General features: G+C 73.1%; 22 protein-coding genes. 8 read left to right on the top strand and 14 right to left on the bottom strand.

Features of this window, described 5'->3' with window-relative positions:
• Positions 1–36 precede the first annotated feature (36 nt).
• The 3 genes from ACIP5K_RS06300 to ACIP5K_RS06290 are packed head-to-tail and all read left to right on the top strand — an operon-like array spanning position 37 to position 2,936.
• Positions 37–303, top strand: a complete 267-nt coding sequence (locus tag ACIP5K_RS06300) for a protealysin inhibitor emfourin (RefSeq protein ID WP_401405550.1) — start codon at positions 37–39, stop codon at positions 301–303.
• A 57-nt stretch (positions 304–360) separates the two neighbouring features.
• Positions 361–1,698, top strand: a complete 1,338-nt coding sequence (locus ACIP5K_RS06295) for a GH1 family beta-glucosidase (protein ID WP_401405547.1) — start codon at positions 361–363, stop codon at positions 1,696–1,698.
• Positions 1,695–2,936, top strand: coding sequence for an MFS transporter (locus tag ACIP5K_RS06290; protein ID WP_401405544.1), 1,242 nt, complete (start codon positions 1,695–1,697; stop codon positions 2,934–2,936). Before ACIP5K_RS06295 ends, ACIP5K_RS06290 begins: the two co-directional genes overlap by 4 nt.
• Positions 2,937–2,991: 55 nt before the next feature.
• Here ACIP5K_RS06290 and ACIP5K_RS06285 read toward each other — a convergent pair whose 3' ends face one another.
• Entirely contained in the window at positions 2,992–3,846 is an 855-nt protein-coding gene (locus ACIP5K_RS06285; protein WP_401407510.1) for an NAD-dependent epimerase/dehydratase family protein, read from the bottom strand.
• Between the two features lie 134 nt (positions 3,847–3,980).
• Between ACIP5K_RS06285 and ACIP5K_RS06280 the strand changes: the two genes are divergently transcribed.
• Positions 3,981–4,814, top strand: coding sequence for a helix-turn-helix transcriptional regulator (locus ACIP5K_RS06280; RefSeq protein WP_401405541.1), 834 nt, complete (start codon positions 3,981–3,983; stop codon positions 4,812–4,814).
• Here ACIP5K_RS06280 and era read toward each other — a convergent pair whose 3' ends face one another.
• Complete coding sequence (era, locus tag ACIP5K_RS06275) at positions 4,815–5,777, bottom strand: GTPase Era (RefSeq protein WP_401405538.1); 963 nt, start codon at positions 5,775–5,777, stop codon at positions 4,815–4,817.
• Between the two features lie 120 nt (positions 5,778–5,897).
• Between era and ACIP5K_RS06270 the strand changes: the two genes are divergently transcribed.
• Both ACIP5K_RS06270 and ACIP5K_RS06265 read left to right on the top strand, forming a co-directional pair.
• Positions 5,898–7,211 carry an ammonium transporter gene (locus ACIP5K_RS06270; RefSeq protein WP_401405535.1) on the top strand — a complete coding sequence of 438 codons (1,314 nt, stop codon included), beginning with the start codon at positions 5,898–5,900 and terminating at the stop codon, positions 7,209–7,211.
• Complete coding sequence (locus ACIP5K_RS06265) at positions 7,208–7,546, top strand: P-II family nitrogen regulator (protein WP_401405532.1); 339 nt, start codon at positions 7,208–7,210, stop codon at positions 7,544–7,546. The genes ACIP5K_RS06270 and ACIP5K_RS06265 overlap by 4 nt, the downstream gene beginning before the upstream one ends.
• A 40-nt stretch (positions 7,547–7,586) precedes the next feature.
• On the opposite strand, the gene ACIP5K_RS06260 is transcribed toward ACIP5K_RS06265, so the two are convergent.
• The 4 genes from ACIP5K_RS06260 to ACIP5K_RS06245 form a co-directional block, all read right to left on the bottom strand.
• Positions 7,587–7,949 carry a transglycosylase family protein gene (locus tag ACIP5K_RS06260; RefSeq protein WP_401405529.1) on the bottom strand — a complete coding sequence of 121 codons (363 nt, stop codon included), beginning with the start codon at positions 7,947–7,949 and terminating at the stop codon, positions 7,587–7,589.
• Positions 7,950–8,314: 365 nt separating this feature from the next.
• Positions 8,315–8,668, bottom strand: a complete 354-nt coding sequence (locus tag ACIP5K_RS06255) for a cytidine deaminase (RefSeq protein WP_401405526.1) — start codon at positions 8,666–8,668, stop codon at positions 8,315–8,317.
• 22 nt (positions 8,669–8,690) lie between these two features.
• The gene (locus tag ACIP5K_RS06250) at positions 8,691–8,903 is read right to left on the bottom strand and encodes a DUF397 domain-containing protein (protein ID WP_401405523.1); all 213 of its coding nucleotides are present in this window, start codon (positions 8,901–8,903) and stop codon (positions 8,691–8,693) included.
• Positions 8,904–9,075: 172 nt separating this feature from the next.
• Complete coding sequence (locus ACIP5K_RS06245; protein WP_401405520.1) at positions 9,076–9,975, bottom strand: helix-turn-helix domain-containing protein; 900 nt, start codon at positions 9,973–9,975, stop codon at positions 9,076–9,078.
• A gap of 416 nt (positions 9,976–10,391) precedes the next feature.
• Between ACIP5K_RS06245 and ACIP5K_RS06240 the strand changes: the two genes are divergently transcribed.
• Positions 10,392–10,523, top strand: coding sequence for a hypothetical protein (locus ACIP5K_RS06240; protein WP_401405517.1), 132 nt, complete (start codon positions 10,392–10,394; stop codon positions 10,521–10,523).
• Positions 10,524–10,749: 226 nt separating this feature from the next.
• Here the strand turns inward: ACIP5K_RS06240 and ACIP5K_RS06235 are convergent, their stop codons facing one another.
• The 8 genes from ACIP5K_RS06235 to ACIP5K_RS06200 all read right to left on the bottom strand — a co-directional run bounded on the left by ACIP5K_RS06235 (position 10,750) and on the right by ACIP5K_RS06200 (position 18,565).
• Positions 10,750–11,106, bottom strand: a complete 357-nt coding sequence (locus tag ACIP5K_RS06235; protein WP_401405514.1) for an MmcQ/YjbR family DNA-binding protein — start codon at positions 11,104–11,106, stop codon at positions 10,750–10,752.
• Complete coding sequence (locus tag ACIP5K_RS06230) at positions 11,103–12,395, bottom strand: hemolysin family protein (protein WP_401405511.1); 1,293 nt, start codon at positions 12,393–12,395, stop codon at positions 11,103–11,105. The genes ACIP5K_RS06235 and ACIP5K_RS06230 overlap by 4 nt, the downstream gene beginning before the upstream one ends.
• The gene (gene ybeY, locus ACIP5K_RS06225; protein WP_401405508.1) at positions 12,392–12,889 is read right to left on the bottom strand and encodes an rRNA maturation RNase YbeY; all 498 of its coding nucleotides are present in this window, start codon (positions 12,887–12,889) and stop codon (positions 12,392–12,394) included. Before ybeY ends, ACIP5K_RS06230 begins: the two co-directional genes overlap by 4 nt.
• A 15-nt stretch (positions 12,890–12,904) precedes the next feature.
• Positions 12,905–13,939 carry a PhoH family protein gene (locus ACIP5K_RS06220; RefSeq protein WP_401405505.1) on the bottom strand — a complete coding sequence of 345 codons (1,035 nt, stop codon included), beginning with the start codon at positions 13,937–13,939 and terminating at the stop codon, positions 12,905–12,907.
• A gap of 176 nt (positions 13,940–14,115) precedes the next feature.
• Positions 14,116–14,868 (bottom strand): GNAT family N-acetyltransferase, encoded by a 753-nt coding sequence (locus tag ACIP5K_RS06215; RefSeq protein ID WP_401405502.1) that lies wholly within the window; start codon positions 14,866–14,868, stop codon positions 14,116–14,118.
• A gap of 220 nt (positions 14,869–15,088) precedes the next feature.
• Positions 15,089–16,180 carry a carbohydrate kinase family protein gene (locus ACIP5K_RS06210; protein WP_401405499.1) on the bottom strand — a complete coding sequence of 364 codons (1,092 nt, stop codon included), beginning with the start codon at positions 16,178–16,180 and terminating at the stop codon, positions 15,089–15,091.
• Positions 16,181–16,289: 109 nt separating this feature from the next.
• Positions 16,290–17,585: a glucarate dehydratase family protein gene (locus ACIP5K_RS06205; RefSeq protein WP_401405496.1), complete on the bottom strand. Its 1,296-nt coding sequence runs from the start codon at positions 17,583–17,585 to the stop codon at positions 16,290–16,292.
• On the bottom strand, positions 17,582–18,565 hold the full coding sequence (locus tag ACIP5K_RS06200) for a 5-dehydro-4-deoxyglucarate dehydratase (RefSeq protein WP_401405493.1): 984 nt from the start codon (positions 18,563–18,565) through the stop codon (positions 17,582–17,584). The genes ACIP5K_RS06205 and ACIP5K_RS06200 overlap by 4 nt, the downstream gene beginning before the upstream one ends.
• 91 nt (positions 18,566–18,656) lie before the next feature.
• On the opposite strand from ACIP5K_RS06200, the gene ACIP5K_RS06195 reads away from it, so the two are divergent.
• A complete protein-coding gene (locus ACIP5K_RS06195) occupies positions 18,657–19,454 on the top strand; it encodes an IclR family transcriptional regulator (protein WP_401405490.1) in 798 nt (265 codons plus the stop codon).
• Positions 19,455–19,557 lie beyond the last annotated feature (103 nt).

The raw sequence follows: 19,557 nt of genomic DNA, 5'->3' as shown, positions 1-19,557 counted from the left end.
GCCCCGGCGGGCCGGGGAGTGGAGTAGACAGGAACCATGCGAATCCACGTCTCGCGCACCGGCGGCTTCGCCGGCATCGAGCGGCACGCCGAGATCGACACCGCGGGCCGCACCGACTCCCACGAGTGGCACGACCTGGCGGAGAAGGCCCTCGCCGGCGGTCCGGCCACACCCCCCGCCGGCGTACCGGACGGGTTCCACTACACCATCACCGTGGACGGCAGGTCCGTGCACTGCGCGGACCCCCGGCTCACCGACGAACAGCGCAGACTGATCAGCCGCGTACTCAAAGAAGGGGCGTAACTTCCGCCGCTGTCCTGGGCGTTGACTTCCTACCGGCCGGTACGGATGATCGCGCCCATGGCAGCTACCCCGGATGCGCTCCCCTCCTTCCCGCCCGGCTTCCTGTGGGGCGTCGCCACGTCCGCCCACCAGATCGAGGGGGCCGTCGGCGGGCGCGCGCCGTCGGTGTGGGACGCCTTCACCGCCGAGCCCGGCCGGGTCAGGGACGGCACGACGGCCGCGACGGCCTGCGACCACGTCGCCCGCCACCGCGAGGACGTGGGGCTCATCCGCGACCTGGGCGTGGACGCGTACCGCTTCTCCGTGTCCTGGCCGCGCGTGCTGTCCCCCGGCGGCCTCGACTTCTACGACCGGCTCGTCGACGAGCTGCGCGCGCAGGGCGTCCGGCCCGTGCCGACCCTCTTCCACTGGGACACCCCGCTGGCCGTCGAGGAGGCCGGCGGCTGGCTGTCCCGGGACACGGCGGAGCGGTTCGCCGCGTACACGGAGACCGTCGTGGCCCGGCTCGGCGACCGGGTGGACCACTGGATCACCCTCAACGAACCGGCGGAGCACACCCTCCTCGGGCACGCCCTGGGCGAGCACGCGCCCGGCCGCCGGCTGCTCTTCGACGCGCTGCCGGTGGCGCACCACCAGCTCCTCGCGCACGGGCTCGCCGCCCGGGTGCTGCGCGCGCACGGCGCGACGAGCATCGGCATCGCCAACTCGCACGGCCCGACCTGGCCCGCCTCCGCCGACCCGGCGGACACCGAGGCCGCCGACCTGTACGACATCCTCCTGAACCGGCTCTTCTCCGACCCGCTGATCCTGGGCCGCTACCCGGACGGGTTCGCCGAGGCGATGCCCGGCGGGGACGTGGCGGGCGACCTGAGGACGATCTCCGAGGGCACCCTCGACTGGTACGGGGTGAACTACTACCAGCCGACGCGGGTGGGCGCGCCGGGCGCGGCGGACGTCGAGTTCTCCGGGCTCACCCTCCCCGCCGAACTGCCCTTCTCCGTACGGCGGATCGAGGGCCACCCGCGCACCGACTTCGACTGGCCGGTGGTGCCCGACGCCTTCGCCGAACTCCTCACCGGGCTGCGCGAGCGCTACGGCGACCGGCTGCCGCCGCTCGTCGTCACCGAGAACGGCTGCGCGTACGACGGCCTCGACGACCAGGACCGCATCGCCTTCCTCGACGGGCATCTGCGGGCGCTGCACCGGGCCATCGAGTCCGGCGCCGACGTGCGCGGCTACTTCGTGTGGTCGCTGATGGACAACTTCGAGTGGGCCGAGGGCTTCACGAAGCGGTTCGGGCTCGTCCACGTCGACTACGCCACCCAGCGGCGCACCCCGAAGGCGTCGTACGCGTGGCTCCAGGCACAGCTGCGGCGGCAGCGGCAGCGGGCATGAGCGTCCCGGCGCTCGCGGAGCCCTCCGAACGGGTCGGCCGGGGCTGGACGGCGGCGCTGTCGCTGGCCAACGGCGCGATCTGGGTGGGCTGGTACGGCCCGTTGCAGATCCTGCTCGCCCGGCAGTCCGAGCGGTTCGCGCCCGGCACCGGCCTGTCGAAGGAGTCGCTGCTCGCCTGGGTCACCGGGACCGGGGCCGTGGTGTCACTGGCCGCCAACCCGGTCTTCGGGGCACTGTCGGACCGCACGGTGTCGCGGTACGGGCGGCGCACGCCGTGGATCGTGGCGGGCGCGGCGGGCGGCGCGCTGTCCCTGCTGCTGCTCGGCGGCGCCGACACCGTGTGGGTGCTGTTCGCCGGGTGGTGCCTGGTGCAGCTCTCGCTGAACGCCGCGTTCGCCGCGGTCACGGCCGCCGTGCCGGACCGGGTGCCCCGGCTCCAGCGCGGGGCCGTGGGCGGCTGGCTCGGGGCCGCGCAGATCCTGGGGGTGGTCGCCGGGACGGGACTGGCGACCGGCACGGGCGGGGTGCGGGCCGGGTACCTGGCGTGCGCCGTGTTCACGCTGGCGGGCGTGGCGCCGTACGTCGTGCGGTACGCGGATCCGCCGCTCGGGGCCGAGGAGCGGCCGGCGTGGTCCTGGCGCGGGTTCGCGGCCGGGTTCTGGCTGAGCCCGCGCCGGTATCCGGACCTGGGCTGGGCGTGGCTGACCCGGTTCCTGATCAACCTCGGCAACGCGCTGGTGCTGCTGTACCTCTTCTACTACCTGCGCGACCGGCTGCACCTCGCCGATCCGGACTCCGGGGTGCTGATCCTGACCGCCGTGAACGGGGTGACGCTGCTCGGCACGGTCGTCGTCGGCGGCGCCTGGTCGGACCGGGTGGGGCGGCGCAAGCCGTTCGTGCTGTGGTCGGGCGTGCTGATGGCCCTGGCGACCGGGCTGCTGGCGGGCTGGCAGACGTGGACCGGCGCCGTGGTCGCCGCCGCCGTGCTCGGAGTCGGGTTCGGGGTGTTCACCTCGGTCGACTTCGCGCTGATGACGGATGTGCTGCCGGCCGCGCCGGACCGGGGCAAGGACCTCGGTGTCCTCAACATCGCGAACTCCCTGCCCCAGGTCGCCGCGCCCGCGCTGGCCGCCCCGCTGGTGAACCAGCTGGGCGGGTACCGGGTGCTGTACCTGGTGGCGGCGGGCGTGGGCCTCGCCGGCTCCGTGCTGGTCCGCCGCATCAGGTCGGTGCCCTGAGCCCCGCCGGTCGTCGTGCGTCCACGGGCCGGCGGGGCGGGCACGGCGGCACCCGCTACAGCGCGCCGGCGTCCCGGGCCGCCCACACGGACGGGTACAGCGGGCGGTAGCCCAGCTCGTGGCGGATCCGGGCCGTCGACAGCACCCCGTGCCACGGGTCCGCCGCCTCCTTCCCGTAGACCGCCTCCGGCACCTCCGCCCCGGCGAACAGCAGGATGTCCACCGTCGTCAGGGGCGCGTCGTCGGCGATGTTGTAGACGCCGGACGCCCCCCGCGCGTACAGCAGCCGCCGCAGGCCCTGCGCCACATCGGCGTGGTGCACCATGTGCAGCCGCTGCGTCGCGGGCCAGCCGGGCGCCCACTCCACCGCGGTGTCGAGGTGCGGGTCCCCGTCCCCGTACACGAACGGCAGCCGCGCGATCCGCAGGTCGTCGAGGCCCTCCAGCGCGCCCAGCGCCCGCTCGGCCTCCCACTTCGACTCGGGATAGGCCCCCCACAGGTGCCCGCCCGGCTCCGTCCCGTCGGTCTCGACGTGCGGCCTGCCCCGCCCGGCCCCGTACACGAGCCCGGTGCTGACCTGCACGAACCGGCGCACCCCGGACGCCACGGCGGCCCGCCCCAGCTCGATCGCCGCGTCCCGGTTCACGGCCCGCGCCTCCTCGTCGGGGACCCCGCGGAACGCCGCGGCGACGTTCACCACCGCGTCCGCCCCCGCCGTCGCCCTGCCCAGCGCCTCGGCGTCCCGCAGATCCCCGATCACCACCTCGGCGCCGAGCGCGGCGAACCGCTCCCCGCGCTCCGCGTCCCTCACGAGCACCCGGACCCGGTCGCCCTGCGGAGCGCTCTGGAGCAGCCGCGGCACGAACCGCCGTCCGACCTGTCCCGTCGCCCCGGTCACCAACGTCAGCATGGCCGCCTCCTCGATATCGCTGTCACGAGCCATGCCGGAAGCCTGCGCCGGACGGGCGGCCGGCGGGAGAGACGCGCCTGTCCAGGGAGCGGCGCTCCCTGGATACCGGCCCGCCGCCGCGCGATGCTGGAGGGGTGAACCGACCCGAACTCGCCGACTTCCTGCGCCGCGCCCGCACCCGCCTCACCCCCGCCGACGTGGGCCTGGCCGAGGGGGCGCGCCGCCGCACGCCGGGGCTGCGCCGCGAGGAGGTGGCCCAGCTCGCGGGGATGTCCACGGACTACTACACGCGCCTGGAGCAGCGCCGCGGCTCGCACCCCTCGCGGCAGATGCTGGGCGCGCTGGCCCGCGCGCTGCGGCTGACCGACGCCGAGCGCGACCACCTGTTCCATCTGGCCGGCGAGGAGCCGCCGCGGCCCGGCACCTCGTCGGGCCATGTCCGTCCCGGGCTGCTGATGATCCTGGACCGGCTGCACGACCTGCCGGCCGCGGTGCTCAGCGACTGGGGCGAGAGCCTGGCGCAGAACACGATGTCGATCGCGCTGAGCGGCGATCTGACCGGGGTGAACCTGATCCGCCGCTGGTTCGCGCGGCCCGAGACGCGGGCGCTGTTCCCGGCGGAGAACCACGAGATGCACGGCCGCGCCCACGTGGCGGGCCTGCGGGCGGTCACCGCGGCCCGCCCGGACGACCCGGGTCCGGCCGCGCTGGTGGCCGAGCTGCGCGCCGGGTCGCGGGAGTTCGAGGAGCTGTGGCGCACCCACGAGGTGGTGGTGCGCCGCCCGTCGCCGAAGCGTTTTTTGCACCCGGTGGTCGGCACGCTCGACCTGGACTGCGAGGTGCTGCTCAGCGACGGGCACGGCCAGCAGCTCGTGGTGCACTCGGCGCGGCCGGGCACGGACACGTACGAGCGCCTCGAACTGCTGCGGGTGATAGGGCTCCAGGACCTGAGCCCGGCCGGGAACTGATCAGAAGCCGAGCTTGCGCAGCTGGCGCGGGTCGCGCTGCCAGTCCTTGGCGACCTTGACGTGCAGGTCGAGATAGACCGGCGTGCCGAGCAGCGCCTCGATCTGCTTGCGGGACTTGATGCCGACGTCCTTCAGGCGCTTGCCCTTGGGGCCGATGATGATGCCCTTCTGCGAGGGCCGCTCGATGTAGACGAAGGCGTGGATGTCCAGCAGCGGCTTGTCCGCCGGGCGGTCCTCGCGCGGCAGCATCTCCTCGACGACGACGGCGATGGAGTGCGGCAGCTCGTCGCGCACGCCCTCCAGGGCGGCCTCGCGGATCAGCTCGGCGACCATGACCTGCTCGGGCTCGTCGGTGAGGTCGCCCTCGGGGTAGAGCGCGGGGCCCTCGGGCAGGAGGGGGACGATCAGGTCGGCGAGCAGGCCGACCTGCTTGTCGCCGACGGCCGAGACCGGGATGATCTCCGCCCACTCGAAGCCGAGCTCCTTGCCGAGCTGGTCGATGGCGATGAGCTGCTCGGCGAGCTGCTTGCTGTCGACGAGGTCGGTCTTGGTGACGATGGCGATCTTCGGCGTCTTCTTGATCGACGCGAGTTCCTTGGCGATGAAGCGGTCGCCGGGGCCCAGCTTCTCGTTCGCCGGGAGGCAGAAGCCGATCACGTCGACCTCGGCCCAGGTGGTGCGCACGATGTCGTTGAGCCGCTCGCCGAGCAGGGTGCGCGGCTTGTGCAGGCCGGGGGTGTCCACCAGGATCAGCTGCGCGTCCGCGCGGTGCACGATGCCGCGCACGGTGTGCCGCGTGGTCTGCGGCTGGTCGGCGGTGATCGCCACCTTCTTGCCGACCAGAGCGTTCGTGAGGGTGGACTTGCCCGCGTTGGGGCGGCCGACGAAGCAGGCGAAACCTGCGCGGTGGACGGCTTCCCCGGAGGGCTGGGACTGCTGGGTACGAGCGCTCATGGCGCCCATTCTCCCTGATGTCCGGGGGCCCGCAGTACGGTGAGCTTCCGGTAACCCCCCGGCAACACGAAACACGGCGGAAACGCCGGGGTAGGGATTCGGAAACGCGCGCCCGTGACGCTGGCCCGCATGACCGCGACGACACTGGCCGCTCCCGCCCTCGACTCCGGTGACACCGCCTGGCTGCTCGCCGCCACCGCGCTCGTGCTGCTGATGACACCGGGCCTCGCCCTGTTCTACGGCGGCATGGTCCGCACGAAGTCCGTCCTCAACATGCTGATGATGAGCTTCGTGTCGATCGCCCTCGTGACGGTGGTCTGGCTGGTCGCCGGGTATTCGCTCGCGTTCGGCGACGACGCGTTCGGCGGGCTCATCGGTGACCTGTCGCACGCCGGGATGGCGGGCATCGGCCCGGACTCGGTCACCGGCACGGTCCCCACCTTCCTCTTCACCACCTTCCAGCTGACCTTCGCGATCATCACGGCGGCGCTGATCAGCGGGGCGGTGGCGGACCGTACGAGGTTCGGGGCGTGGCTCGTCTTCGTACCGGTGTGGGCGCTGCTCGTATACGTACCCGTGGCGCACTGGGTGTGGGGCCCGGACGGCTGGATCGCGCACCGGCTCGGCGCCCTCGACTTCGCGGGCGGTCTGGTCGTCGAGATCGCCTCGGGCGCCTCGGGGCTCGCCCTGTGCCTGGTCCTCGGGCCGCGCATCGGGTTCAAGAAGGAGGCCATGCGCCCGCACAACCTGCCGATGGTGGTCATGGGCGCGGGGCTGCTCTGGTTCGGCTGGCTGGGCTTCAACGGCGGTTCGGCGCTCGGGGCGAACGGGCTCGCCGCCGCCTCCCTCTTCAACACCCTGATCGCGGGCTGCACGGGCCTGCTGGGCTGGCTGTTCGTGGAGCAGCGGCGGGACGGGCACCCGACGACGTTCGGCGCGGCCTCGGGCGCGGTGGCCGGGCTGGTCGCGATCACGCCCGCGTGCGGGGTGGTCGGCGTGCCGGGCGCGGCCGTGGTGGGGCTGGCGGCGGGGGTCGTCTGCTCCTACGCCGTCGCCTGGAAGTTCCGGTTCCACTACGACGACTCGCTGGACGTCGTGGGCGTGCACTTCGTCGGCGGCGTGGTGGGCACGCTGCTGATCGGCCTGTTCGCGACGTCGGCGATGACCGGCTCGGCGGCCGGGCGGGGCCTGTTCCAGGGCGGCGGGCCCGGGCAGCTGGGCCGGCAGGCGCTGGCCGTGCTGGTCGTGGCCGCGTACACCTTCCTCGTCACGTACGGGATCGGGAAGGCCGTCGACCGGCTGCTGGGGTTCCGGGCGGAGGCCGAGGCGGAGCTGACGGGCCTCGATCAGACGACGCACGCGGAGAGTGCGTACGATCACGGCGTCCTCAGTGCCTCCACGCACCCCGCCCACGCTCCCGCTGCCCGAAAGGTCACGCCATGAAGCTGATCACCGCGGTCGTCAAGCCGTACCGCCTCGACGAGGTCAAGACGGCGCTGCAAGAGATGGGTGTGCTGGGTCTGACGGTGACCGAGGCCAGCGGCTACGGCCGGCAGCGCGGGCACACGGAGGTGTACCGGGGCGCGGAGTACCGGGTCGACCTGGTGCCGAAGGTGCGGATCGAGGTCGTCGTCGCGGACGAGGACGCGGAGCCCGCGATGGACGCGATCGTGCGGGCCGCGCGGACCGGCAAGATCGGTGACGGCAAGGTCTGGGCCGTGCCCGTCGACACCGTGGTGCGGGTGCGGACGGGCGAACGGGGCCCCGACGCCGTCTGAACCGCTCGCCGGCAGGGACTGCCGGGTGCGGAACCGCTGCTTACAGGCTCACGCCGCAGTGCGGCCAGGCGCCCGCGCCCTGGGCGGCGAGGACCTTCTGGGCGACGGTGATCTGCTCGGCCTTGCTCGCCTGGTGGGCGTTGGCCGCGTACTGGGTGCCGCCGTAGGCGGCCCAGGTGGACGAGGTGAACTGGAGGCCGCCGGAGAAACCGTTGCCGGTGTTGGCGGACCAGTTGCCACCGGACTCGCACTGCGCGACGGCGTCCCAGGAGCCGGCCGAGGAGGTCGCGGCCGAGGCGGAGCCGGTACCGGCCATCACCATGGCGCCGGAAGCGCCGACGAGGGCGGTGCCGACGGCGAGGGCGCGGACACGGGACGAGGTCTTGCGGGCAAGGGAGAACACGTAGAGAAACCTTTGTTCGGGAGCGGGGACCGCCCGGCGCTTCCCAGAAGCGGGAGCTGCGAAACGCATCGGCGCCGGGCAACAGCTCCACCATGACCGCCGTGTCCGGGTTTGCCCCATGAGGCGAAGGTCCCACCGGCGGGACCTAGGTCCCTCTTTCCGCCCGCGCCGCGCCGGGACCTTGGTCCCGGGCCGAAACGCCTCCGCCCTTGTCCCGCACGGCCTCCCGGGGGTCCGGGAACGGCCGGGCGGGCCGGGACCTTGGTCCCGGCCGGCCGCCGACGTGAGCGTCTTCACGTCCGGACATCGGAAGCCGCTCTATTACTGGGCGAGCGGCTTTCCCTGTGACCCACGCCTCCTCGGGGTCAGCGGGCCTCGACGGTCTCCCGGACCGTCCCGTCGGCCGCCGCGAGGAACACCGGGGTGCCGCTGCCGCCCAGGTCGCGCACGGCGGCGAGGTCGGCCTCCGCCAGCTCCTCGGCCGCCGAGACCACGGCCGCCGCCTCCAGGGACCGCGCGCCGGAGGCCACGGCCATGGCGACGGCCGTGCGCAGCGCGCTGAGCCGCAGGGAGTCCAGGGCGACGGTGCCCGCGACATAGGTGCGTCCGGTCTCGTCGCGCACGGCGGCCCCCTCGGGCACGCCGTTGCGGGCCCGGGCGGAGCGGGCCAGGGTGACGATCTTGCGGTCCTCGGGGCCGAGGTCGGTGCTGTCAGTCATGGGGTGAGCATAAGGAGGCGGGTCACCGGGGCCCGACGCCGGGACGCCCGCCCGCGGGGTCGGCCAGGGGGACGAGGAAGTCCCGCCAGGCCCGGGCCGGGAAGGCGATCACGTCGCCTTCGGGCCGGACGGAGTCCCGCACCAGGACGGCGGCACCGGTCCAGGCGATCTCCACGCAGGCCTGGTCGGGCGCCGTGCTCGCGCTGCTCTTACGCCATGTCCACGACTCGCCCAACGCTTCTCCTCCACCCCCGGTTGCGGAAGAACCCGCCGGGGTGCCCCCGGGCCGGCCGGCGCGGGGACACACAGCGCTGCTGCCACCATAGCCAGCGCCCGCACGGATGCGCACATGGCGGAACGCGCCAACTTCCGTGTCACTTACGGAAGTTGGCGCTCCGCACGGCCGGTCAGACGGCCTCGTCGTCCAGCAGCCTCAGCAGGTCGTCACTGCCCGCCTCGACCCGGCCCGCGAGCCGCCGCAGCAGCTTCTCGACGTCCTCCTTGACGGCCAGGTCCTCCAGCTCCCAGAAACGCTCCAGGTAGCGGCGCGTCTCCTCGGGCGAGGTGCCGGCCAGGATGATGCCGCGCGAGTCCTCGATGAACAGCGCGTCCTCCATCTCGTCCACCCTGAACTCGAAGAGGGTGAAGGGGCCCTGGATGGCCGGATGGGCGCCGGCGCTGAACGGCAGGATCTGGAGGGTGATGTGCGGCTGCGCCGACAGCTCCGCCAGCCGCTCCAGCTGGGCGCGCATCACCCCGGGCCCGCCCGTGGAGCGGCGCAGCACCGACTCGTCGAGGATGAAGAAGAGCTGGCGGTCGCCGGTGTCGTCGAGCAGTTCCTGGCGGGCGAGGCGCGCCTCGACGGCGCGGTCGACGAGGTCCTCGTTGGTCTGCGCGGCGAACGCCCGCATCGTGGCCCGCATGTACTCCTCGGTCTGGAGGACACCGGGGATCACCAGCGAGCTGTAGTGCCGGGTGATCCACGCCGCCGACTCCAGGGAGAGGAATTGCAGCATCTCCTTGCCGTACAGGTCGCGGTACTCGGCGAAGGGCATCTTCCGGCTGCCGCGGGCCAGATCGAGCAGTTCGTCGATCTTCCGCCGGTCCGTGATGCCGTAGGCCGCCAGCAGCGGCCGGAGGTCGTTGACCGAGACGCCCACTTCGCCGGCCTCGATGCGGATCAGCTTCGAGGGGCTCCACTCCATGGACTTGGCCACTTCGCGCTGGGTCAGCTCCGCGGCGAGCCGGGCACGGCGGAGTTCGGTGCGCAGTCGCAGCCGCTGCAAGGCCGCACTGGTAGCGCTCATGCCCGCTCCACCCCCCATCGGACCCAGCAGGGTGCAACGTAGCAGACTAGTACCTTACTCATCGATACCTTTCGAGCTGTGAGTTCCCCTGCCAGTCCACCGCACAAACACCTGACCGGCGCGGTGCGACATCGGCGCCGCTAGGCCGTGCGGAGTAGCGCAGAGTGCTATGTAGCAGATGGCATCAGCCTCTTCGGATGAACCGGATCCGATGATTCGTATAGGCGGCTCGCCAACAGGTCTGTCCAATCCGCACCCGCGAGGCTACGCTGGATCCAGGTGCCGTGTGGTCAACTCCCGTCCCGGTGAAGGAGGTTGACCCTGGTCACACCGGCCACTCAGGCACTTCTGTTTCACCCGAACGTGGGCAGCGCAGTTCCCACGGCACCGCGTGGGGACAGAAAGGAGCAGAACCGATGCCCGAGAACGCGGACGGGCGTCGCAGCACCCGAACGTGGACCGAGCGGGCCACGCTCGCGGCCCCGTGGGCCACCCTCCTCGTCGCCATCGAGAGGATCCTCGTGGACTGGGTACTCCCCCACCTCTAGGAGACCCGCGGGAAAAGGGCCGGCCCCGGTCCGAGGGACCGGGGCCAGATGCGGCGGACGCCATCGCACGACGTGACCACTCCGGGGTTCCTGGCACGGCATCGCGGAGTGGCACCGTTCCGGCTCCACCGGTCTTCCATTCTGCCGCTCCGCCGCACTCAGCGGGAGGGGCCTGTGGCGACACTTTCCCGCCCGTCCGAGCGCCGCGCGCCCCCGGATCCGCCCCTCAGGGGCGATCGAGCCTCAGCCGCTCCGCCCGCGGCAGCCCCGCCACGACCAGGTCGTAGGAGTCCTCGACCAGCTCGCGGACGAAGGGCTTCGGCAGCCCGCCCACCACCACCGTGTTCCAGTGGCGCTTGTTCATGTGCCAGCCGGGCCGGACCGCGTCCTCGTGCTCGCGGCGCAGCCGGATCGCGTCCTCGGGGTCGCACTTGAGGTTCACCGTCAGGGGGCGCGCGTCCAGGCCGGACAGGGCGAACATCTTGCCCAGGACCTTGAAGACCGAGGTCTGCGGGCCGAACGGGAACTCCTCCACCGCCGCATTGAACGACAGGCAGAGCAGACGCAGTTCGGCCGGCGTCACTCGGCCTCCTCGCCCTTCGGGCCGATGGGCTCCACCAGAACCGTCACGATCTTGTTCCGGCGTCCGGCGGAGTCCTCCGCGGTCAGCCGCAGCTCCCGCCCGTCCGGCAGCGTCACCAGCGCGGACGCGCCCGCGATCGGCACCCGGCCGAGCGCCTTGGCGAGCAGCCCGCCGACCGTCTCCACGTCCTCGTCGTCGTACTCCTCGATGCCGTACAGCTCACCGAGGTCGCCGATGTCGAGCCGCGCGGTGACCCGGACCCGGCCCTCGCCCAGCTCCTCCACCGGTGGCAGCTCGCGGTCGTACTCGTCGGTGATCTCGCCGACGATCTCCTCCAGGATGTCCTCGATGGTGACGATCCCGGCGGTGCCGCCGTATTCGTCGATCACGACGGCGACGTGGTTGCGCAGCTGCTGCATCTCGCGCAGCAGGTCCCCGGCGTTCTTGGTGTCGGGGACGAAGGCCGCCGGACGCATCGCCGTCGAGACCAGCTCGGCCTCGGAGTCGCGGTTGATGTGCGTCTTGCGGACGAGGTCCTTCAGGTACACGATGCCGACGACGTCGTCCTCGCTCTCACCGACGACCGGGATCCGGGAGAAACCGGAGCGCAGGGCCAGCGTGAGCGCCTGGCGGATGGTCTTGTAGCGCTCGATGACGACGAGGTCCGTGCGCGGCACCATGACCTCGCGGACCAGGGTGTCGCCCAGCTCGAAGACGGAGTGCACCATGCGGCGCTCCTCGTCCTCGATCAGGGACTCCTTCTCGGCGAGATCGACCATGGCACGCAGTTCGGCCTCGGAGGCGAACGGGCCGCGGCGGAAGCCCTTGCCGGGCGTCAGCGCGTTGCCGATGAGGATCAGCAGGGGCGGGATCGGGCCCATGACGCGGGCCAGCGGCAGCAGCACGTACGCGGACGCGGTCGCCGTGTTCAGCGGGTGCTGGCGGCCGATGGTGCGCGGGGAGACGCCGACGGCGACATAGCTCACCAGGACCATGACGCCGATCGCGACGAGCAGCGCCTGCCAGGTCCGGCTGAACTGCTCCAGGCACGCGTACGTGACGAGGGCCGCGGCCGCCATCTCGCAGGCGACGCGGACCAGCAGCGCCACGTTCAGGTAGCGGGTCGGGTCGGCGGCGACCTGGGCGAGCTTCGCGCTGCCGCGCCGCCCGGACCTGACGGCCTCCTCGGCGCGGAAACTGGAGGTGCGGGCGATGCCGGCCTCGGCGCACGCCGCCAGCCAGGCGACGACGACCAGCGCGACGGCGCCCGCGATCAGGGAGAGGCTCATGAGACCGTCGGGGCCGGCGACGGACCGTCGATCCCCTTCTCCGCGCGCCAGCCGTCCACGATGGCCGCCTGGAGACCGAACATCTCGGCCTTCTCGTCGGGCTCCTCGTGGTCGTAGCCGAGCAGGTGCAGCACGCCGTGCACGGTGAGCAGTTGCAGCTCCTCGTCCATGGAGTGCTCCGTCGGCGCCTCGGCGCCCTGCTTCTTCGCGACCTCGGGGCAGAGCACGATGTCACCGAGGAGCCCCTGCGGGGGCTCCTCGTCGTCCTTCATCGGCGGACGCAGCTCGTCCATCGGGAAGGACATGACGTCCGTCGGCCCCGGCAGGTCCATCCACTGCACGTGCAGCTGCTCCATGGCGTCGCCGTCCACGACGATCACCGAGAGCTCGGAGAGCGGGTGGATGCGCATCCGCGCGAGGGCGTAGCGGGCGATGTCGAGGATCGCCTGCTCGTCGACCTCGGTTCCGGACTCGTTGTTGACGTCGATCGACATGACGCTGTTGGTTCTCTACTTCCCTCTGGGGCGGCCCTTGTGGGTGCCGTTCTCCGTGCCGTGCTCGGTGTCGTACTTCTCGTACGCGTCGACGATACGGCCGACCAGCTTGTGCCTCACGACATCCTGGGACGACAGGCGCGAGAAGTGCACGTCGTCGAGGCCCTCCAGGATCTCCTGCACCTGCCGCAGCCCCGATTTCGTGCCGTTGGGCAGGTCGACCTGCGTCACGTCACCGGTGATCACGATCTTCGATTCGAAACCGAGCCGGGTCAGGAACATCTTCATCTGCTCGGGGCTCGTGTTCTGTGCCTCGTCGAGGATGATGAACGCGTCGTTGAGCGTGCGGCCGCGCATGTACGCCAGCGGCGCGACCTCGATCGTCCCCGCCGCCATCAGGCGCGGGATCGAGTCCGGGTCGAGCATGTCGTGCAGCGCGTCGTACAGCGGACGCAGGTAGGGGTCGATCTTCTCGTAGAGCGTGCCGGGCAGGAAGCCGAGGCGCTCGCCGGCCTCCACCGCGGGGCGGGTCAGGATGATGCGGTTGACCTGCTTGGACTGGAGGGCCTGCACGGCCTTGGCCATCGCCAGGTACGTCTTGCCGGTGCCGGCGGGGCCGATGCCGAAGACGATCGTGTGCTTGTCGATCGCGTCGACGTACCGCTTCTGGTTCAGCGTCTTGGGCCGGATGGTGCGGCCCCGCGAGGACAGGATGTTCTGCGTGAGGACCTCGGCGGGGGTCTCCGCGCCGTCGCCCTCCCCGCTCTCCGTCGCCTTCAGCATGGCGATGGAACGCTCCACGCCGTCCTCGGTCATCGGGGCTCCCGTCCTCAGGACCAACATCATCTCGTCGAACAGGCGCTGGACGAGGGCCACTTCCGCGGGCTCTCCGGTCGCGCTGATCTGATTGCCCCGGACATGGATGTCGGCCTCCGGGAAGGCCTTCTCGATCACTCGCAGCAGTGCGTCGCCGGATCCCAGGATCTCGACCATGGGGTGCTTGGCCGGGACGGTGAACTGCGCGCGGGCGCTGGATGGTGTCTGCGTCATGAGCCGGGCCGGTGGCCCTTGCTTCCTCCCCGTACGGGCTGATGGAAACTGCGGATTCTCGCTGCGGGTGTCACACCGCCAAGGGTACGGCGCGGGTACGACAACGCCGAGCGGGTTCGCGGATACGGCCGGGGCCGCCGGGGCGGGCCCCGGCCGCTGCGGTCCGCGGGCCGGGGTCAGCCGTCGAGCCGCGCGTACCGGCGGGTGCCGGTCGGCCGGAAGCCGACGCGCTCGTAGACCCGGCGGGAGTCCTGCCCGCCGTACTCCAGCCACACCGAGCCGGTGCCGCGCTCGTGCAGCATCGTGCGGGCCAGCTCGGCGGTGACGGCGGCGGCGATGCCCCGGCCGCGGTGGGCGGGGCGGGTGCCGACACCGGCCAGTTCGGCGGTGCCCGCGGCGGGCGCGCTGCACAGGGCGCCGCCGGCGACGGTCCCGTCCGCGGCCCGCACGAGCCGGACGGCGCCGCCGCCCTGCGCGGTGCGGCGCAGCCGGGCCGCGCCCTGCGGACTCGGCGGGAACGCGCCGCCGAACGCCTCGGCGAGCGCCCCGTCGAGGTGCAGGTAGTCGGCGTCGGACTCGGGTGCGGTGACGGCCGGGCCCGCCACCGGCGGGGCGAGCGTGTCGGCGGTGCAGACGAGGTAGGTGTGCTCGGCCTCGGCGGTGAAGCCCGCCGCGGTGAGCGCGGCGGCCGCCCGCGGCGCGGCGTCGGGCGCGAACTCCAGGCGGGGCACGAGGTCCCGCTCGCGGAACGCGGCGATCAGCGCCGCCACGTCGGCGGGGCCGGGTGCGGCGCCGGGCAGCGGGGTGGCGTAGTTGACGAAGGGGCTGGTGGTGTCCGGGTCGAAGCCGAGGACGAAGCCGCCGCGCTCCACGGCCGCCGGGCGGCGGCGCAGGTGGGCGACGGTGAAACGCTGGACGTCGTGGTCCATGGTGATGGTGGGTCCCTCACGTGAGAAATGCGCACAACGGTGGGTGCGTGGGGCCGCCGTGAGGAGGCGTGGGCGCCCGGTACCGGTGTCAGTACCGACGGCGGCCGCTGGAGGTCGCCGGGTCCATGGGCTTCAGTCCTCGGAGGGTGGGAGGGCCGGTCGCCGTCGGGTGACGGCGGCCGCCACTGTGGCACGGCCGCCGCGGACCCGACAAGCGCTTTTACGCGGACCTGCCGAAGCCGATCGTCGGCACCGCGCGGCGCAGCGGCCACGGCCGGGACGTCTCGGGCAGCAGCGGGTGCAGGAAGGCGTACCGGCTCAGCGCCGCCCGGTCCTGGTCGGCGTAGGTCCGCACCCGCTTCCACCAGGCGGCGATCTCGGACCAGCCCGGCGCCGACAGGGAGCCGCCGAACTCCTGCACGGAGAGGGCGGCGGTGAGTCCGGCGAAGGCGAGGCGGTCGGCGAGCGGCCAGCCGGCGAGGGTGCCGGTGACGAACCCGGCGACGAAGACGTCCCCGGCGCCGGTCGGGTCGAGCGCCTCGACCTCGATCGCGGGGACGGAGGCGGTCTCGCCGGTGCGGCCGTCCACGGCGTAGGCGCCCTCGGCGCCGAGCGTGACGACGGCGAGCGGGACGTGCTCGGCGAGGGCGTGGGCGGCGGCGCGGGGGCAGGAGGTGCCGGTGTAGCGCATCGCCTCCTCGGCGTTGGGCAGGAACGCCTCGCACTGGCCGAGGTCGGGCAGCGCGGCCAGGTCCCAGCGGCCGGTGTCGTCCCAGCCGACGTCCGCGAAGATCCGGGTGCCGTGGCGGGCGGCCTCGCCCACCCAGGGTTCGTCGACGCCCGGGGCCAGGGAGGCGACGGCGGCGCGGGAGCGCGGCGGGCAGCGCGGGGCGGGTTCCTGGGGCGGCGGCTCGTGGCCGTGGCTCACCATGGTGCGCTCGCCCTCGTACGCCATGGAGACGGTGACGGGCGAGTGCCAGTCGGGGACGGTGCGCGAGTAGCCGAGGTCGATGCCCTCGCCCTGTTCGAGGGTGTCCCAGCAGTACTCGCCGTAGTGGTCGTCGCCGAAGGCCGCGGCCAGCGAGGTGCGCAGGCCGAGGCGGGCCAGGGCGGTGGCCATGTTGGCGACGCCGCCGGGGCTCGACCCCATGCCGCGCGCCCAGGACTCGGTGCCGCGGACCGGGGCCGAGTCGAGGCCGGTGAAGATGATGTCGAGGAAGACGGTGCCGGTCAGGTAGACGTCGCAGGGCGGGTCGGCGGGGGTGCGCAGGGGGGCGAGGGGGTCGGTTCGGGGCCTCTCTGCGAGTGGCACGGGGTCCTCCCTGGGGGTGCGGGTCCGGACAGTGTGCCTGAACCGGGCCGGGCGCCGTCGGACGCGTGTGCCATGTCCCCAGCGTTCCCCGACCGTCCCACCACCGTGGCTACCAGCGCGGGACGGCGGGCGTCGCCCAGTGCGGGTCCAGCAGCCGCATCGCCGCCGCGTCGTCCCGGTCCCGCAGGTGCGCGTACGACGGGTCGAGCCAGCGGCGGTGCAGGCGGGCGACCTTGCGGGGGTCGAGGGTGACGCCGAGGCCGGGGGCGTCCGGGACGGTGATCCGGCCGCCGTCGAAGGCGAGGCGTTCGGTGAGGACGTCCTCGGCCTGCCAGGGGTAGTGGGAGTCGCAGGCGTGGTGCAGGTTCGGCACGGTGGCCGCGACGTGGGTCATGGCGGCGAGGCTGATGCCGAGGTGGGTGTTGGAGTGCATGGAGATGCCGACGCCGAAGGTGCGGCAGACGGCCGCCAGTTGCTGGGTGTTGCGCAGTCCGCCCCAGTAGTGGTGGTCGGAGAGGACCACCTGGACGGCGCCGGTGGTGAACGCCTCCTGGATCTCGGCGAACGTCGTCACGCACATGTTGGTGGCGAGGGGCACGCCGGCGCGGGCGGCGACCTCGGCCATGGCGGGGGTGCCGAGCGCCGGGTCCTCCAGGTATTCGAGGACGTCCTTCAGCTCGGCGGCGACCCGGAGCGAGGTCTCCACCGACCAGGCGCCGTTGGGGTCCAGGCGCAGCGGGCTGCCGGGGAACGCCTCGGCGAGCGCGCGGACGGCGGCGATCTCCTCCTCGGGCGGGAAGCAGCCGCCCTTGAGCTTGAACGACGCGAAGCCGTGGCGCTCGTGGAAGAGGCGGGCCTGGGCGACGACGCCGGCCGGGTCGAGGGCGGCGCCCCAGTCGTCGCGCTCCGCCGGGACGCCCGGCGGGTGCTCGGCGTTCTTGTAGAAGAGGTAGGCGCTGTACTCGACGCTGTCGCGGAGCTTGCCGCCGAGCAGGGCGTGCACGGGCAGGCCGAGTGCCTTGCCGAGCGCGTCGAGGCAGGCCACCTCGAAGCCGGAGACGACGGACAGGCGCAGCTTGTCGGCGCTCTGGACGCCGCGCAGCCCGCCGACGTCGACCTGGTGGTCGACCCGGGAGTCGTCGACGGCGACGGTGTCGGCGATCGTGAACAGGGCGTTGAGGTCCGAGACCCGGTGGCCGGCGAGGCGCTCGGCGAAGGGGCGGGCCAGCTCCAGGTACTTGGCGTCGCCGTACGTCTCGCCGACGCCGGTGACGCCGTCGGCGGTGACCACCTCGACGATGAGGCGGGGGGTGTACGGCTGGTGCAGGCCCTGGGTGTTCAGCAGGGGCGGGTCGGCGACGAGGATCGGGGTGAGGCGGACGTCGGTGATCGTCAGGTCGGTCATCGGGCGGCTCCGGAGAGGGGGGAGGCGGCGGTGTCCGCCACGAGGTCGAGGCCGGCGGCGAGGACGCGTTCCAGGTCGGCGAGGTCGGCCGGGGCCGGGTCGGCGAGCGGGGCGCGGACCGGGCCGACGGGGCGGCCGCGCAGCCGGGCGGCGGCCTTGACCAGGGAGACGCCGTAGCCGGGGACGCGGTCGCGGATCTCGACGAAGGGCAGGTAGAAGTCGCGCAGCAGCCGGTCGGCGCGGGGCCGGTCGGCGTCGCGCAGGGCGGCGAAGAAGGCGGCGGCGATCTCGGGGGCGAAGGCGTGCACGGCGGAGGAGTAGGCGGGGACGCCCACGGCCGCGTAGGCGCGGGCCTGGATCTCGGCGGTGGCGGCGCCGTTGAAGAACAGGAAGCCGTCCGGCGCGGCGAGGGTGAGGCGCTGGAGCCGGTCGAGGTCGCCGTGGCCGTCCTTGAGGCCGACGACGGTCGGCAGGGCCGCGATCCGCCGCAGCGAGTCGGCGCTGAAGGCGACCTGGTCGCGCTGGTAGACGATGAGCGGGAGGCGGGTCAGCGCGGCGATCCGCTCCACCTGCGCCACGAGCCCGCTCTGCGGCCCGCTGACCAGGTAGTGCGGCAGGACGAGGAGGGCGTCGGCGCCCGCGTCCTCGGCGATGCGGGCGAAGCGGGCGGCCTGCGCCCAGCCGTAGCCGATCCCGGCGACGACGGGCAGCCGGCCCGCGCACTCCTCGACGGTGGCGGTGACGACCCGCCGGTACTCGTCCTCGTCGAGGGAGAAGAACTCGCCGGTGCCGCAGGCGGGGAAGACGGCGCCGGGTCCGGAGTCCGCCTGGGCGGCGACGTACTCCCGGTAGGCGTCGAGGTCGAGCGAGCCGTCGGCCCGGAAGCTGGTCAGCGGGAAGGAGAGCACGCCCTGCGCCATGCCCGCGCGCAGTCGTCGCACTGTCTCGGTCACCTGGGTGTCTCCGTACGTAGATGCCATCCACACATGTAGACGGAGATTAGATACGCGAACACGCGGCGTCAATGGGGCGGCGCGGCCCCGCGCCCCGGCGCCGCCTTACGATCGGCCCATGCCAGAGGAGGAACCGCCCAGCCGCGGCGTCCGCGAGGTGAAGTCCGCGGCGCGCACCGTCGAGCTGCTCGACGTGCTCGCCGCCCGCGGCGACCGCCCCGCCCGCCTCCAGGAACTCGCCGACGAGCTGGCCGTCCCGCGCAGCTCCATGTACGCGCTGCTGCGCACCCTGATCACGCGCGGCTGGGTCCGCACGGACGTCACCGGCTCGCTGTACGGCATCGGCATCCACGCCCTGCTGACCGGCACCAGCTACCTGGACACCGATCCCTGCGTGCGCGTCGCGCGCCCCTTCCTGGACGAGGCGTCCGACGCGCTCGGCGAGACCATCCACCTCGGGCGGCTCGACGGCTTCGACGTCGCCTACCTCGCCACCCGCGAGTCCCACGAGTACCTGCGCACGATCAGCCGGGTCGGCCGCCGGCTGCCCGCGCACATGGGCGCGCTCGGCAAGGCGCTGCTCGCGGAGCGCGCCGACGGCGCGCTGCCGCCCGGCCCCTACCCCCGCGCCACCGCGCACACCCACACCACCCGCGAGGCGCTCGCCGCCGACCTCGCGGCGACCCGGGAGCGCGGCCACTCGGTCGACCGCGAGGAGGCCGTCGCGGGCATCGCGGGCTTCGGCTTCGCGCTGCGCCTGACGACCCCCGCGCACGACGCGATCAGCTGCTCGGTGCCGGTCGTGCGGCTGACGCCGGAGCACGAGGAGCGGATCGTGACGGTGATGCGGGAGGTCCGCTCGAAGATCGAGGCGGCGGCCCGCCGAGGGGTGCCCGGCGCCCCCGACTGGCGCTGAACCGGCAGCGAAAAAGCCCTCGATTACCCGGCCGATCCGACCCCAAACCACATGTGTCTCAGGTCACAAGGCCCCGCCTTCTGTGCGGGGCCTTCGGCTTGAT

The sequence above is a fragment of the Streptomyces sp. NPDC088785 genome, from assembly GCF_044750685.1.
Lineage (GTDB): Bacteria > Actinomycetota > Actinomycetes > Streptomycetales > Streptomycetaceae > Streptomyces.
Note: the sequence above shows the minus strand (reverse complement) of the source record. Positions and strands in the feature narration are given on the sequence as shown.